Source organism: Chromohalobacter beijerinckii (genome assembly GCF_023061185.1).
Classification (GTDB): Bacteria; Pseudomonadota; Gammaproteobacteria; order Pseudomonadales; family Halomonadaceae; genus Chromohalobacter; species Chromohalobacter beijerinckii.
The window spans coordinates 176,524-191,170 of sequence record NZ_JAKGAK010000003.1 but is presented as its reverse complement, the minus strand read 5'-3'; the positions used below and the strand labels follow the sequence as shown (position 1 = coordinate 191,170).

Below are 14,647 nucleotides of genomic sequence, written 5' to 3'. Positions count from 1 at the left end.
GACGGCAGAAAAAGCTCCTGGTAAGCATCCGGCGCTATGTCGCGCCACTCAGGCGTTCGAGGTGCCGGCCGCGATGACAACAGATCAAGTTGAGGTCGCAGGCACGCGCGATTTCTACCGCCAGGGCCGAGGGTAACGACAGCGTGGCCAGGGTCGCGATACCGGCACGCACGGTCTTCTGCACCAGTTCCATGCTACAGCGGCTGGAAAGCAACACCGCCGCCGGCATTTCGCCATGTACCAACCCTTCGCCGATGACTCGGTCCAGGGCGTTGTGGCGTCCGATATCCACGCCGCGCGCCACTACCTCGCCATCGCCGTCGAGGGCCAACGCCATATGCAGCCCGGCACGGGCGTGACGCTGCAAACTTTCCACGCCGCGCATCAAGGCCCAGGGCGGCAGAGGCGCGCACGACGGCAAACGTTTAAGCCCCTGCATCAACTGCGACTCCTCGGCTACCCCGCAGGCGCCACAGCTCGACACCGAGGCCCCGGCACGTTGCAGACTAGCAGCGCGCGCTTCGACCTGCGACGAAACCGACAGCCGCACCAACTGCCCGTGACGCAGCCGTGACACACGAATGTCTTCGACCTGCTCGGCGCGTTCGATCCAGCCCGCCGTGAAGGCATGCCCCAGCGCCAGCGGCTCGAGGGCTTCGGGCGTCGCCAACAACGTCACCATGGCGGTATCGTTGAGCGACAGGGTCAGCGGTTGTTCCTGTGGGCCATCGAGCGTCCGCAAAGGCCGGTCGCGCTGATCGTCATAGCGCGAGGCAGCGGAAAATGAATGCGATTTCATCGGCTCTAGTGGCATATAAAGGTTCCATCGGGAAACGAAATGACCGACGCGAGACACATCCTGTGTAACGCCCGCGCGGGCATCGACTTCCCCTCAGGCGGACTCGCTGCCGGAGCGTTCGCCCCGCGCCCGAACGGAAACACGAAGTACGTCGTTCACCCTAGCGCGTCCTTTCACGCCTAGGCCAATCGAACTAAGCGATGCATCGATAGAGCGGCTCGATCAAGTCGCCCCGGATACCGCTTGCCACAGGTCGAGCACGGCTTGCAGGCGCCGCCCGCGCGGTGTCCTCTGTGGCCACAGCATGCCGACACGGTCTCCCTCGCCGGGCAGGCGACGCGCCACGAGGCCGGGCGCCCCTTCGCCGTCTTGTAGCCAGCGGCGGCGCACGAACTGCTCGGGTAACACCGATACGCCCAACCCCGCAAGCAGCCATTCCCCCAATGCCGCGGTAGCATCGGTTTCGAGGGCAGGCGTCAGCGTCAGCCCCTGGCCCGCCAAGCGCCTTTCCAGCAAGTGGCGCTGATGCATGTCCGGGGTCAGCAGACACAGCGGGTACTCGGCCAACTGCGCCCACTGCGGTGCCTCGGGCACGGCAAAGTGCGCGGGGGATGCCACCAGGGCGGGATATTCATCGAACAGGGGACGATGCGCGAACCCCGCCATCGCCGGCGCATCCAGGTAGCCGATCGCCAGGTCCAAGTCACCGTCTTCCAGGCCCTGCGCCAACATGGGCGTCGCCAGTTCGCGCACGCGCAGAACGAGGCCGGGATGCGCGGCGCGCAGCGGCGGCAGCAACTCGGTGAGCGCATTCAGTGCCGTGGGGATCACTCCCAGGGTCAGGCGGCCGACCAGCGGCGCCGAGGATGCCAGGTCACCGCGTAGGGCTTCGAACTCGCCGAGGATGCGGCGTGCATGTCCCAACACGCGCTCACCCTCGGCGGTGAAACCCTCGAAGCGATGGCCGCGACGAATCAACGGCGTGGCCAGCTCCTCCTCGAGTTGCCGCAGGCGCGCCGACAGGGTCGGCTGGGTCACATGGCACGTCTTGGCGGCGCGTCCGAAGTGGCGCTCTCGCGCCAGGGCACATAAAAACGCAAGTTGGCGATGATCCATGGCGCGCTACGATTCGTCGTCGTGCAACGACAACGGCGGTGTGGTGCGTTTTACGGTCTTGGTGACGATATAGGTGAAGTAGCGCTCGATCCCCAGGCCATCCACCAGCCAGGCATCGATGGTGCGCTGGTAGGCATCGATGGAGTCGGTTTCGAACTTGACCAGGTAGTCGACGCCGCCACCTACCGCGACGCATTCGGTCACTTCCGGTGTCTCGGCGACGGCTTTCTCGAAACGTGCGAAGCTAGCCGCCTGATGGGTCGCAAGCTCGATCTGCACCCAGACGGGAGTGCGCTTGACCACCAAGGTCGGGTTGATCCGGGCGCCATAACCTTCGATGACGCCGGCTTTTTCCAGGCGCCGCACGCGCTCCCAGCAGGGACTCACCGAGAGGTTGATCGCCTCGGCCAGTTTCGACTTGGTGATGCGCCCATCGCGAGACAGAATGTCGAGAATCTTGAGGTCGTAGCGGTCGAGTTTCATGTGGTGTGGCGACCCATCCTCAACGCTCGAGACTATCGACGACTTCCGCGATCACTGCAATCGTATCGCCCATGTTCACTTGTGCCGGGAAGCGCCGCGCCACTAACACGCCATCACGTTTTGCGTGGTAGATGATCGGTTCGCTACCGGTTCGCGTCATGTCATATATCCGTGCGATCACATCGCCACGCCGCACCGTCTCGCCCAGCGCGAAACTCAGCTCCAGCAGACCGCTATGCTCGCTCTGCACGTAGCAAGAAGCATCGGGCATGTCCACGTATACCTGCTGGCCGGCCGGGGATTCCAGCTGCCCTTCGATCAAGCCGTAGTGAATCAGGAAATTGCGCACGCCGCGTTCAGCGATGGCCATGCGCTCCGGCGTGGTCGTGCCGCCGCCACCCAACTCGGTGGTAACGAAGGTTTTGCCCTGGGATTCCACGGCGGTGTCGTAGAGCTTGGTGGCGTCGAGTTCGAACATCATCATCGCCACCGGTGCGCCAAAGGCCACTGCACCGCCCAGGCTTTGCGCTTCCTGATCGTGATCGTCGAGGCGGTGCGCGGCGGCGAAAGGTAAGATGTCCAGGGTACGACCGCCAGAATGTAGATCCAACGCCACGTCGCACATCGGCACCAGTTCGCGCGTGAAGTAATCGGCGATTTGCTCGGTGACGCCGCCATCCGGGTCGCCGGGGAAGCTGCGGTTGAGATTGCCGCCATCCAATCCCGACGTACGCTTGCCGGCAGTCGCGGCGGGCACGTTCATGATCGGCACGATGATCACCCGGCCACGCACGTCCTCGGCACGCAGTGTATTGCTGAGCTTGAGAAGCGCCGTGATGCCTTCGTATTCATCGCCATGGTTGCCAGCAGTAAGCAACGCCGTGGGCCCCGCGCCGTTGTTGATGACGGTGACCGGAATCATCACCGCGCCCCAGGCCGATTCATCGGTAGAGATCGGCAGCTTGAGAAAACCGTGCTGAATGCCATCGGCATCGAAATCGACGGTGGGTGACACCGGGCTGGGTCGCTTGCTCATATCATGTTCTCCTCGTCTCGCATCCCACGACTCAGCACACGAACAGCTGGCGTGGAAAGTTGGCCAGCGTCTCGCAGCCAGTCTCGGTAATCAGAATGCTTTCGGTGATCTCCAGGCCCCAGTCGTCCTCCCAGAGACCCGGCATGAAATGAAACGTCATCCCTGGTTCGAGGATGGTGTCGTCGGAGGGACGCAGACTGATATTACGCTCGCCCCAATCCGGCGGATAGCTGATGCCGATGGAATAGCCACAACGCGCGCCGCCACGGTCGAAGCCGTACTTGTCCATCGCTGCACCCAGTGCCATGGCGATGTCGGCGGCACGATTGCCCGGCTTGGCCACCGCCAGGCCATTCTCGATGCCCTCGAGCAGTGCCGACTCAGCGCGCAGGAACTGGCTCGGCGGCGTGCCCAGAAACACCGTGCGCGACATCGGCGCATGATAACGCTTGTAGACGCCGGCGATCTCGAAGAAGGTGCCCTCGCCCTCGCGAAACGGGGTGTCGTCCCAGGTCAGGTGCGGTGCGGCGGCGTCCTTGCCGGTCGGCAGCATGGGCACGATGGCCGGATAATCACCGCCGTAGACACGCCCGTGCGGATCGACCCAGCCCTCGATGCCCACGCGATAGATCTCGGACACTACCTTGCTCTTGGGCACACCCGGTTGAATGACCTCAAGGATGCGCGAATGCATGCCCTCGACGATCCGCGCCGCGATGCGCATATACTCGATTTCCTGCGGCGACTTGATCGCCCGGCACCAGTTGACCAGCGAATTGGCATCCGCGAAACGCGCGTGCGGCAATTCGCGCACGAGGCTCAAATACGCCTTGGCGGAAAAGTAGTAGTTATCCATCTCCATGCCGATGGTACCCTCGTGCCAGCCACGATCCGGGAGGATCGACTGCGCCAGGTACTCCATGGGATGCATATCGGGATTTTGAACGTAATAATCCGGGTAATAGGTAATGTTATCCGGATGGATCCAACAGGTGCGTAGCGCTCCGTTGGCATCCATGCGGCGTCCATACCAGACCGGCTCGCCTTCCAGGCCGAGCAGCACGCACTGATGCACATAGAAAGACCAACCATCGTACCCCGTCAACCACGCCATATTGGACGGATCGCTGACGATCAGTACGTCGATCCCTCTTTGGGCCATGGCCGAACGCACCTTGTGCAGCCGGCCGGCGTATTCCTCACGAGTGAAAGGCAGGGAAACCTCAGACATGGCACCACTCGCCCGACAGAATTGCTCATCCCTGATCTCCCGGACGGGAGGCAGGACCCTGCATTCGATGAAATAAATTGTACTGACACAAGGAAGGAAGAAAATCAGTACAATTGTCGATCAATGCGTTGTCGACGATACTAGCATTCACGCGCTGCTTGCCGTCAAAGGCTTTATTGTGTCATGACAATTGACCTGACATCTTATCTCCCGGCCCATGGGCCCAAGTATCTAGCCATTGCCCGAGCACTCGCCGAGGCCATTCGCCAGGGCGAGCTCACGCCCGGCACACGCCTGCCACCACACCGCTGTCTTGCCGAGACATTGGCGGTGAGCGTTCAGACCGTTTCGCGCGCCTACGCCCAGGCAGAAAAGATGGGCTTGGTACAGGCCCGCGTGGGTAGCGGCACCTGGATCAACAGCCTCGACGATGGTCAGGAGGCCGAGTACCTGCGTAGCGCCAACATGGCTATGGATGCTTCCCCCATAGATCTTTCCATCGCGCATCCGATCTGCCCGCCCGGGCATCATCTACGCTTTCGCGAAACGCTTCGCGACGTGGCAGACAGCGCGCATCCCGATGTCATCGATGCCTGCCGCCCCATCGCGGGGCTGCTTCACCAGCGCGAGCGCGCCAGCCAATGGCTACACGACACGCTTGGCGTGCCCGGTACGCCCGACGACCGAGTGCTGTGCAACGGCGCTGCCCACGGTGTGATGCTGGCCATCGCCACGCTGGTCCAGCATGGCGACGTGGTATTGACCGAGGCGCTGACCGACCACGGATTGATCGCCTTGTCACGCACGTTGGGCTTGCAGCTACGTGGCGTGGCCATCGACGAACAAGGCGTGACCCCGGATGCCCTCGACGCCGCGTGCCGTCGCTACCGACCGCGTGCCGTGTGCCTGACGCCCACGCAGCTCAACCCCACCGGCGCGACCATGGACAACGCACGCCGTGATGCCGTAGCCGAGGTGCTGTCGCGACACGGCACCTGGTTGATCGAAGATGACGTTCACGCCTTGCTCGAACCGCCGGGACTGAGCCCACTGACCGCACGTTTGCCCCGTCAGAGCTTTCATGTCACCAGCCTGACCAAGGCCACTGTCTCGGGGCTGCGCGCCGGCTATCTCAGCGTGCCGCGCGGTCAACTGCATCACACCCTACCCCGGTTGCGCGCCACCAGTTGGATGGCCACACCGCTCGTCTTCGAGATCGCCGACCGTTGGCTGGCCGATGGCACCGTCGATGCTCTGGCCTGTGAGCAACGGCGTCTGCTTGCCGAGCGCCAGCAGTTGACCCGCACACGCCTCGCAGGCCACGCCATGGCCTCGCGTCCCACGGGCATGCATATCTGGCTGGCCCTGCCCGTGGCATGGCGTGCGGAGGAACTGCAACAACAGGCGCTTCAGGAAGGCCTGGCTATTTCCACGGCACAGTCGTTCATGGTCGATCAGGGCCCCCCACCTCGGCGTATCCGCTTGAGCCTGGGTGGTGAAAACGATCCCGAACGCTTCAATCAGGGATTGACGATCCTCGCCCGCTTACTCGGCGAGGCACCACCACCGATGCTACAAATCGTATAGCGCGATGGGCGCGCACCAACGCTGCCTCTCGTCCACCATCCACGACCACCTCATGAGGACTTCATGCGCATCTTGATCCATGCCGACGACGCCGCGCTCTGGAAAGACAGGCTCGCTTCGCGTTTACCCTCGGCGGAATTCGCCATCAGTGGCGAAACGAGCGATTTTCAGGCTGACTATCTCGCGGCATGGAAGCCCCCGGCGTCGCTCTTCGAAGCCCAGCCAGCGCTCAAAGGAATCGTCAATCTCGGCGCCGGCGTGGATGCGTTGCTCAACAACCCTGCGCTTCCCCAAGACATCCCCATCGTCAAGCTGCGCGATGCCGGTATGGGCGAGCTGATCGCCGACTATGTACGCTATGGCGTATTGCATTTTCAGCGCGATTTCGACCGTTACCGTCGCCAGCAGCATCACACCACTTGGCGCGAACACGCGCTCACGCCCAAGCGCGAATGGGCGGTTGGCGTTCTCGGGCTGGGCGCCATCGGCCACCATGTGGCCCGCCAGCTCGCCGACGACGGCTACCCAGTGCACGGTTGGAGCCGCTCGCCCAAGGCCCTCAAGGGTATCACCTGCCATCACGGCGACGACGGCCTCCAGGCCCTGCTCAGCAAGGTCCACACTCTGGTGACGTTGCTACCCGATACGCCTTCCACACGCGGAATCATCGATCGCGACGCCCTGGCCGCTTTATCCGACGGCGCCAGCCTGATCAACCCCGGACGCGGCACGCTGATCGACGAAGCCGCATTGCTCGAAGCCCTGGGCACCGGAGAGGAAGAAAACGGCCGCTTACGCGGCGCGGTGCTCGATGCCTTTCCCACGGAGCCGCTGCCCGACGACAGCCCGCTGTGGCAACATCCGCGCCTGTGGATAACGCCGCACATGGCCGGCCCGACGCCCATCGACGAAGCTGCCGACCAGGTCGCCAAGGCCCTCACCGCCATGCAAGCCGGAGAGGCCATCGATACGGTGGACCCCAAGGCCGGTTACTGACAGGCCTGGGTCTCGGGCTCGGCCAACGGAACGCGGGCGCCCTGGCTATCGAAGACATGACAATGCGCCACCGCAAACGCGAGTGACAAGCGCTGCCCTTCGCGGGCGGCGTGCGCGCCATCCAGGCGCACCACTAACCATTCTTCAAGCCCCGGCAAACGCGTATAGGCCAGCGTGTCCGCCCCCAACGGCTCGAGCATCTCGACCGTCACGTCCAGGACCGCTGCTGCATCTGCCATGGACGTCGCTTCGACGAGGTGTTCCGGGCGGATGCCAAGGGTCGCCGCGCGCCCTTCGGATAGCATGTCGGGGAGTGCGACCTCTACCCCATTGGGCAACACCACACCGTCGCGGTGCGCCGTCACGGGCAGGAAATTCATCGCCGGCGAGCCCAGAAAGCTCGCCACGAAACGCGTCGCCGGCTGCGCGTAGAGCATCATCGGCGTACCACACTGCTCGACGTGCCCCCCGTTCATCACCACCAAGCGGTCCGCCAACGTCATCGCCTCGACTTGGTCATGTGTGACGTAGACAGAGGTGATTCCCAGGCGCTTCTGCAAACGCCGGATTTCCAGACGCATCTGCACACGCAGCTTGGCATCGAGGTTGGAGAGCGGCTCATCGAATAGAAACACCTGCGGTTCACGCACGATTGCCCGCCCCATCGCCACACGCTGACGTTGCCCTCCAGATAGATGTCGCGGACGCCGATCCAGCAGCTCGGCGAGGTCGAGCAAGCGCGCCGTGTCGGTTACTCGACGACGTATCTCATCCTTGGGCGTGCCTCGATTCTTCAATGCGTAGGCCATATTGTCGAACACGCTCATATGGGGATAGAGCGCGTAGTTCTGGAATACCATGGCAATGTCGCGCTCAGCGGGCTCCAGCGCATTGACGCGCTGCTCGTTGATCATGAGCTCTCCATCGCTGATCGACTCCAGCCCCGCCACGGTCCGTAGCAAGGTCGACTTGCCACACCCTGACGGTCCGACCACCACGATCAACTCGCCATCGGCGACGCTCAGGTCGATGCCATGCAAGGCGGTAATACCATTGGGGTAACGTTTGTGAATGCCGTTGAGTCGTAAAGTCGCCATATAGAATCACTCATTGAACACCGGCCAACGCCGGGTGCACTTATTTTTCGCTGTCGACCAGCCCTTTCACGAAGTAACGCTGCATCAGCAGAATCACAGCGACGGGGGGCAGCATGGCCAGGACCGCCGTGGTCGTAACGTTCTGCCAAGGCACGAGACCGTCAGTGCTAGTCAATAAACGTTTGAGGCTGACCACGATGGTCAGATAATCGGCATCGTTCGTGATCAACAACGGCCACAGGTATTGATTCCAGCCATACAGGAACATGATCACGAACAACGCCGCGAGATTGGTCTTCGATAGCGGCAGCAGGATGTCACGCAGAAAGCGCCAAGGGCCGGCGCCATCGATACGTGCCGCCTCGACCAGCTCTGGAGGAACGGTGAGAAAGAACTGGCGCATCAGGAACGTCGCGGTGGCACTGGCGATCAACGGCAGAATCAATCCCGCGTAACTATCCAACAGCCCCAGGTCGGCGACCACCTCGAATGTCGGAAGGATCCGCACTTCCACCGGTAGCATCAGGGTGATGAAGATCAGCCAGAAACATAGGCGGCGAAAGGGAAACCTGAAAAAGACGATGGCATAAGCGGCCAGCACCGAGATCGCTATCTTGCCGATGGCAATGCCTAACGCCATGATCGTCGAATTGATGAGCAGGGTCAGGACATCGGTCCCCAGGCCACCGAACGAACCGCTGAGCAGGTGGCGATAATTGTCCCACCCCGCCTCTCCGAACCATAACGATGCCGTCTGCGAATAAAGCGCGCCCAGCGTATGAGTACTCGCCGTGAAAGCCAGCCACACCGGTAGTAGAAACAATAGGCAACACAGCGCCAGCAGTGCATGACTCAGCCTATCCAACCCGGGTCGACGATACTGCATCAGTACTGCACCTTTCTTTCGACATAGCGGAACTGAAACCACGTCAGGCCTCCGACCAAGGCCATCAACAACACCGACTGAGCGGCGCTGGACCCCATATCCTGACCGACGAAGCCATCCTGATAGACCTTGTAGACCAGTGTCGTGGTTGCTCCACCAGGGCCGCCGGACGTCACCGTATCGATGGTGCCGAAGGTCTCGAAGAAGGCGTAGACGCTGTTCATGACCAGCAGGAAGAACGAGGTCGGCGACAATAGCGGGAAGATGATGGTCCAGAAACGCCGCCACGGGCCCGCACGGTCGATGGCCGCTGCTTCCAGAAGACTCTTGGGTAGCGCCTGCAACGCGGCGAGGAAGAAGACGAAGTTGTAGCTCATCTGCTTCCACACCGACGCCATGATCACCAAGGCCAAGGCCTGTGCGCCATTGAGCTTGTGGTCCCAATCGATCCCCACATTGCCCAGCAAGCTACTAATCAGCCCTAGCGTCGGATCGAACAAAAATAGCCACAGCACGCCCGCCACCGCCGGCGCGACCGCATAGGGCCAAACCAGCAGTGTCCGGTAGACACGTGCACCGCGTATGACGCGGTCAGCCATGACCGCCAGGAGTAACGCGATGCTCATCGCACCGAGCGCCACTGCAAGCGAGAAGACCAGCGTGGTCCCCAGCGCCTGGTAATACGTCGCATCGCTCAATACGGCCTCGAAGTTGGCAAGCCCGGCGAACTCCCGCGACAGGCCGAAGGCATCCTCGACATAGAAGGCTTGTTCGATGGCCTGCAATGCCGGCCAGAAGAAGAACACCAGGACGATGCCTAGCTGCGGCGCCATCAATATCCAAGGCGTGAGCCGATGACGCTGGAATGGAGCACTCATGACATCCCCCGGCATCTCGATGAGGATCTTCTTGCATGCTCAAAAGCGAACGCCCGGGATCCGGGCGTTGTTTTAAAGATGCACAGTTTCACTGATGGGCGCTCTCGAACTTTTCCAATAGCCCATTGCCACGCGAGACGGCCTCATCGAGCCCCTCCTGCGCGCCTGCATCGCCGGAGAAGATCTCTTCGAGCTCGCCGTTGATCACATCGCGAATCTGCACCATGTTGCCCAATCGCAGCCCCTTGGAGTTCTCGGTGGGCTCGCCGTCGGTAATCTGTTTGATGGCCACATCGGTACCGGGGTGATCGGCATAGAAGCCTTGCTTGCGGGTCAGGTCGGCCGCCGCCTGCGTGATCGGCAGGTAGCCGGAGTACTGATGCCAATCCGCCTGCACCTCGGGCGAGGACAGGTATTCGAAGAATTCGGCCACCCCCTGCTGGTGCGTGTCGTCCAGTCCATCGAACACCCAGAGCGAAGCACCGCCGATGATCGAGTTGTTGGGCTTTTCGACGACGTCGGCATCGTACGGCAGCGGTGCCACACCGAAGTCGAAATCGGCGTTCTCCTTGATATTGGCGTAAGACGCCGAAGACCCCATCATCAGCGCGCACTCACCGGAATAGAACTTGGGCGCAGCATCATCGAAGCGACCGCCATAGGCGAAACGCCCATCCTCCTGCCACTGCGTGAGACGCTCGATATGATCGACCGCAGGGGTGCTATTGAACTGCAATCTAGCGTCGGTTCCCTCGAAGCCATTGGCCTGCGACGCGAAAGGCACGTCGTTGATGGCGGAGTAGTTCTCGAGCATGACCCAGGAAGGCCAGGTCGTGGTCAAACCACAGCTCGCCGCCCCGGAGTCGACGACCTTTTCCAATGCATCGCCCAATGCCTGCCAGGTGCGAGGAACTTCCTCGACGCCCGCTTGTTCAAGGAGCTTGCGGTTGTAATAGGTCACCGGCGTCGAGGAGTTGAACGGCAGTGACAGCATATTGCCATCGGGATCGGTGTAATAGCCGGTGACTGCGGGTAGGTAGGCCTGGGGGTCGAAGTCGACATCGGCCGACTCCATCAATTTATAAACCGGCACGATGGCCCCCTTGGCGCCCATCATCGTCGCCGTGCCGACCTCGTATATCTGGACGATATCCGGCCCCTTATCGGCACGGAATGCCGCGATAGCGGAGGTCATCGTTTCGCTGTAATTACCCTTGAAGACCGGTTTGACGGTGTAGGTGTCCTGGCTGGCGTTGAAGTCGGCCGCGATCTGCTCGACCTTATCGCCCAGCGCGCCCCCCATGGCGTGCCACCAGGTAATTTCGGTATTGGCCTGGGCGCTACTCGCGTAGCTCCCCAAAGCGAGGGTGATGCCAAGTGACGTAAGCAGGAAAGCACGTTGCATGAAAGACTCCTTGACCAGTACAGAGGGGCGATACCATTTGCACTAGGCTAGGCAAGCAATCTTTCAATTAGATGACGGCAGATCATCTACGCCATTCCGGTAACGTACACGAAGCAAAAAAAGACCCGCCAAACGGCGGGTCGGAAGAACAGCATCAGCTGTCGAGAGAGAAGCGGTTACCTACTTAATAGCAAGTAGTCCTAGTAATGAGCAGTTTAGTGATGGAAGCGTTCTGCGGCCTGGCGCGCCAGTTCGCGAATGCCGTCCCAGTCTTCGTTTTCGACCAGAGAATTGGGCGTCAGCCATGAGCCACCCACGCACATCACGTTGGGCAGACTGAGATAATCGTCGGCGTTGTCCACGGTGATGCCGCCGGTGGGGCAGAAGCGCGCCTCTGGAATCGGGCCGCCAATCGATTTGATTGCCTTGGCGCCGCCGCTGGCTTCCGCCGGAAAGAACTTGAAGCGCCGATAACCGTATTGCCAGCCGGTCATCAGCTCGGACACCGTAGCCACCCCCGGCAGCATCGGCACAGGACTTTCCACGCCATAGCGATAAAGCGCCTCGGTCGTGCCAGGCGTGACCACGAAATCTACGCCGGCCTCTTCGGCCAGCCGGTACTGGGCGGGCGTCAGCACGGTGCCAGCACCGATGCTTACGCCTGGCAACGCGGCACGCATGCGACGGATGGCGTCTAGCGCACAGTCGGTCCTCAGGGTAATTTCGAGCACGTTGAGCCCGCCCTCGACCAAGGCACGCGCCATGGGCACGGCATCCTCGAGGCGATCGATCACCAGCACCGGAATCACCTCCACCTTTTGGCAGATGCTGTCGAGTTCCGTCGTGCGAGTGGAAGGAAGCTGTTTGTCGATAGTCATGGGGATGCTCCGGGTGTTCGTAAACGCTGGGCTCAGGGGGCCCAATACGTCGCGATCGGCTGGGAGAGAAAGGTGCGAATCGGCAATTGCCGGGCATCATCGCCACCCAACGCGTTGGCCAGGACACGACGCTTGTCCTCGCCGGTCATGTGCAGGACATGCAGATGGGCATCGGCCAGGCGTGCGGCGCTCAACGTAATGCGCGCCTGCGGGACGCTGGGCGCATGCACCGCCACCGTCGCCTCGGACGTTTCGAGCGCCGTGGCTAGCTGTTCGCTGTCGGGAAACAGCGAGGCCGTGTGTCCATCACCGCCCATGCCGAGGACGACCACGCTGGCCGGCCATGGCAGCGATGCGACACGCGCCGAAACCGCCTCGACGCCAGCCTCGGGGGTGTCGTCATCGGTGGTCAGGGAATGAAAACGCGCTTCGGCGGCCGGCCCGACGAGCAACGTCTCGCGGACCAGACGCGCATTGCTGTCAGCATCGTCGTCGGCCACCCAGCGCTCATCGGCCAGTGTCACGTCGATACGTGACCAAGGCAGCGCTTTGGTGGCAAGGGCGCTGAAGAACGGCTTCGGCGTAGAGCCGCCGGAAACCACCAGCAGCACCCGTTCGCGACTGGCCAGATCGGCTTCGAGCGCCTTGGCCACGGTATCCGCGAGGCGCTCGGCAAGGTAACGACGGCCTTCATCGATGCTTGTCATAATCGGTTGCCTATCCAATCAATAGTCTTCATACCAGGAGCGACCGTCTTGGGTAATCATGGCGATCGACGCCACGGGCCCCCATGAGCCAGCCGGATAACGACGCGGCGGCATGTCCCGCGCCTCCCAGCCGGCGATCAGCTGATCCACCCACTTCCAGGCATACTCCACCTCGTCGCGACGCACGAACAGGTATTGCTGGCCTTTCATCACCTCGAGCAACAAGCGCTCGTAGGCATCGGGAATCCGCGTCTTGGGGAAGGCGTGATTGAAATCCAGGTGCAGCGGCCCGGGCCTCAGGCGCATGCCCTTGTCGAGCCCGCTGTCCTTGGTCAATACCTGCAGCGCGATGCCTTCCTCCGGCTGCAAGCGGATGACGAGCTTGTTGGCCGCGAGTCCACGCTGGTCGGGATCGAAGATGTAGTGCGGCTGCTGGCGAAAGTGGATAACGATCTGCGACATCTTTTCCGGCATGCGCTTGCCGGTACGCAAATAGAACGGCACCCCCGCCCAGCGCCAGTTGGCAACCTCGAGCTTCATGGCCACGAAAGTCTCGGTATGGCTCGCGGTGTTGGCACCTTCCTCTTCGAGGTAACCCGGTACACTCTCGCCGTCGACGGAACCGCCGATGTATTGGCCGCGGACCACGTTGCGCGACAGCTCTTCGCCTACCAAGGGCTTGAGCGCCTTGAGTACCTTGACCTTCTCGTCACGAATGGCGTCGGCATCGAGATTCGACGGCGGATCCATGGCGATCAGACACAGCAGCTGCAACAAGTGGTTCTGGACCATGTCGCGCAACTGCCCGGCCTCGTCGAAATATCCCCAGCGGCCTTCGATGCCCACCTTCTCGGCCACGGTGATTTCCACATGCGAAATCTGGTTCTGGTTCCACTGATTGCCGAACAAGGGATTGGCAAAGCGCAGCGCGATCAGGTTCTGGACCGTCTCCTTGCCCAAGTAGTGATCCATGCGATAAATGCGCGATTCGGGGAACACATCGCCGATGGCATCGTTGATCTGAATAGAGGATTCGAGATCGTAGCCAATGGGCTTTTCGACCACCACGCGAGTCTCGTCATCAAGGCTGCCACTGGCATGCAGATTGGCGCAGATATCGCCGTAAATGCTGGCCGGTACCGCTAGATACACCACCATGGGGCGCGCGGTGGCGTCATGCCAATCGCGAATGGCGTCATATCCCTCGACGGTGGCAAAGTCGAGTTGCTGGTAATCGAGACGCGCCAGGAACCGCTCGAGACAGGCTTTTTCCAGCTCGTTGGGCTTGAGCCGCTTGTTAAGGGCTTCCTTGACGTTGGTGCGGAAACTATCGACATCGCGCTCCTGGCGCGCCAGCCCCAGGATACGCGTGGTATCGCCAAGCAACCCTTCGCGATCCAAGTGGTACAATGCCGGATACAATTTGCGCAGCGCCAAATCGCCAAGCGCCCCGAAAAGGGCCAGATCGACATCGGGCGTGATATCTCGACTCATGACGCGGCCCCCAAAAATCTGGTTAACTTACCTATAAAATAAGCCATATCAGGG

14 protein-coding genes are annotated in these 14,647 nt (G+C 61.6%); 2 read left to right on the top strand and 12 right to left on the bottom strand.

The annotated features are described in order from the left end of the window. Positions 1-34 precede the first annotated feature (34 nt). The 5 genes from L1075_RS04465 to doeA form a co-directional block, all read right to left on the bottom strand. Positions 35-814: a formate dehydrogenase accessory sulfurtransferase FdhD gene (locus L1075_RS04465; RefSeq protein ID WP_246894942.1), complete on the bottom strand. Its 780-nt coding sequence runs from the start codon at positions 812-814 to the stop codon at positions 35-37. A 207-nt stretch (positions 815-1,021) separates the two neighbouring features. After that, positions 1,022-1,915: a LysR family transcriptional regulator gene (locus L1075_RS04460; protein WP_052445027.1), complete on the bottom strand. Its 894-nt coding sequence runs from the start codon at positions 1,913-1,915 to the stop codon at positions 1,022-1,024. 6 nt (positions 1,916-1,921) lie between these two features. After that, positions 1,922-2,398 (bottom strand): Lrp/AsnC family transcriptional regulator, encoded by a 477-nt coding sequence (locus L1075_RS04455; RefSeq protein WP_246894941.1) that lies wholly within the window; start codon positions 2,396-2,398, stop codon positions 1,922-1,924. 19 nt (positions 2,399-2,417) lie between these two features. After that, positions 2,418-3,434 carry a N(2)-acetyl-L-2,4-diaminobutanoate deacetylase DoeB gene (gene doeB, locus L1075_RS04450; RefSeq protein WP_040242723.1) on the bottom strand — a complete coding sequence of 339 codons (1,017 nt, stop codon included), beginning with the start codon at positions 3,432-3,434 and terminating at the stop codon, positions 2,418-2,420. 31 nt (positions 3,435-3,465) lie between these two features. After that, positions 3,466-4,665 carry an ectoine hydrolase DoeA gene (doeA, locus tag L1075_RS04445; RefSeq protein WP_246940291.1) on the bottom strand — a complete coding sequence of 400 codons (1,200 nt, stop codon included), beginning with the start codon at positions 4,663-4,665 and terminating at the stop codon, positions 3,466-3,468. Between the two features lie 183 nt (positions 4,666-4,848). Here doeA and ehuR point away from each other — a divergent pair, with 183 nt between their 5' ends. Together ehuR and L1075_RS04435 are read left to right on the top strand one after the other, a co-directional pair. Then, on the top strand, positions 4,849-6,252 hold the full coding sequence (ehuR, locus tag L1075_RS04440) for a MocR-like ectoine utilization transcription factor EhuR (protein ID WP_246894939.1): 1,404 nt from the start codon (positions 4,849-4,851) through the stop codon (positions 6,250-6,252). A 63-nt stretch (positions 6,253-6,315) separates the two neighbouring features. Continuing rightward, entirely contained in the window at positions 6,316-7,248 is a 933-nt protein-coding gene (locus tag L1075_RS04435; protein ID WP_246940288.1) for a 2-hydroxyacid dehydrogenase, read from the top strand. Here the strand turns inward: L1075_RS04435 and L1075_RS04430 are convergent. The 7 genes from L1075_RS04430 to zwf all read right to left on the bottom strand — a co-directional run bounded on the left by L1075_RS04430 (position 7,242) and on the right by zwf (position 14,593). After that, positions 7,242-8,345, bottom strand: a complete 1,104-nt coding sequence (locus tag L1075_RS04430) for a sn-glycerol-3-phosphate import ATP-binding protein UgpC (RefSeq protein ID WP_246940285.1) — start codon at positions 8,343-8,345, stop codon at positions 7,242-7,244. The two genes, L1075_RS04435 and L1075_RS04430, sit on opposite strands and share 7 nt — an antisense overlap. Positions 8,346-8,385: 40 nt before the next feature. Further along, positions 8,386-9,231, bottom strand: coding sequence for a sn-glycerol-3-phosphate ABC transporter permease UgpE (ugpE, locus tag L1075_RS04425; RefSeq protein WP_246940281.1), 846 nt, complete (start codon positions 9,229-9,231; stop codon positions 8,386-8,388). Beyond that, a complete protein-coding gene (gene ugpA, locus L1075_RS04420) occupies positions 9,231-10,109 on the bottom strand; it encodes a sn-glycerol-3-phosphate ABC transporter permease UgpA (RefSeq protein WP_246940278.1) in 879 nt (292 codons plus the stop codon). Before ugpA ends, ugpE begins: the two co-directional genes overlap by 1 nt. Before the next feature lie 88 nt (positions 10,110-10,197). Then, positions 10,198-11,514: a sn-glycerol-3-phosphate ABC transporter substrate-binding protein UgpB gene (gene ugpB / locus L1075_RS04415; protein ID WP_246940275.1), complete on the bottom strand. Its 1,317-nt coding sequence runs from the start codon at positions 11,512-11,514 to the stop codon at positions 10,198-10,200. A gap of 215 nt (positions 11,515-11,729) precedes the next feature. Beyond that, complete coding sequence (locus L1075_RS04410; RefSeq protein ID WP_040242734.1) at positions 11,730-12,392, bottom strand: bifunctional 4-hydroxy-2-oxoglutarate aldolase/2-dehydro-3-deoxy-phosphogluconate aldolase; 663 nt, start codon at positions 12,390-12,392, stop codon at positions 11,730-11,732. A gap of 32 nt (positions 12,393-12,424) precedes the next feature. After that, a complete protein-coding gene (gene pgl / locus L1075_RS04405; RefSeq protein WP_246940272.1) occupies positions 12,425-13,099 on the bottom strand; it encodes a 6-phosphogluconolactonase in 675 nt (224 codons plus the stop codon). An 18-nt stretch (positions 13,100-13,117) separates the two neighbouring features. Continuing rightward, positions 13,118-14,593 (bottom strand): glucose-6-phosphate dehydrogenase, encoded by a 1,476-nt coding sequence (gene zwf / locus L1075_RS04400; protein WP_040242736.1) that lies wholly within the window; start codon positions 14,591-14,593, stop codon positions 13,118-13,120. Positions 14,594-14,647: the final 54 nt, after the last annotated feature.

Bases quoted from the DNA above. Each gene is read 5' to 3' on its own strand.
- L1075_RS04465 (WP_246894942.1), bottom strand. From the start codon at position 814: ATGCCACTAGAGCCGATGAAATCGCATTCATTTTCCGCTGCCTCGCGC.
- L1075_RS04460 (WP_052445027.1), bottom strand. From the start codon at position 1,915: ATGGATCATCGCCAACTTGCGTTTTTATGTGCCCTGGCGCGAGAGCGC.
- L1075_RS04455 (WP_246894941.1), bottom strand. From the start codon at position 2,398: ATGAAACTCGACCGCTACGACCTCAAGATTCTCGACATTCTGTCTCGC.
- doeB (WP_040242723.1), bottom strand. From the start codon at position 3,434: ATGAGCAAGCGACCCAGCCCGGTGTCACCCACCGTCGATTTCGATGCC.
- doeA (WP_246940291.1), bottom strand. From the start codon at position 4,665: ATGTCTGAGGTTTCCCTGCCTTTCACTCGTGAGGAATACGCCGGCCGG.
- ehuR (WP_246894939.1), top strand. From the start codon at position 4,849: ATGACAATTGACCTGACATCTTATCTCCCGGCCCATGGGCCCAAGTAT.
- L1075_RS04435 (WP_246940288.1), top strand. From the start codon at position 6,316: ATGCGCATCTTGATCCATGCCGACGACGCCGCGCTCTGGAAAGACAGG.
- L1075_RS04430 (WP_246940285.1), bottom strand. From the start codon at position 8,345: ATGGCGACTTTACGACTCAACGGCATTCACAAACGTTACCCCAATGGT.
- ugpE (WP_246940281.1), bottom strand. From the start codon at position 9,231: ATGCAGTATCGTCGACCCGGGTTGGATAGGCTGAGTCATGCACTGCTG.
- ugpA (WP_246940278.1), bottom strand. From the start codon at position 10,109: ATGAGTGCTCCATTCCAGCGTCATCGGCTCACGCCTTGGATATTGATG.
- ugpB (WP_246940275.1), bottom strand. From the start codon at position 11,514: ATGCAACGTGCTTTCCTGCTTACGTCACTTGGCATCACCCTCGCTTTG.
- L1075_RS04410 (WP_040242734.1), bottom strand. From the start codon at position 12,392: ATGACTATCGACAAACAGCTTCCTTCCACTCGCACGACGGAACTCGAC.
- pgl (WP_246940272.1), bottom strand. From the start codon at position 13,099: ATGACAAGCATCGATGAAGGCCGTCGTTACCTTGCCGAGCGCCTCGCG.
- zwf (WP_040242736.1), bottom strand. From the start codon at position 14,593: ATGAGTCGAGATATCACGCCCGATGTCGATCTGGCCCTTTTCGGGGCG.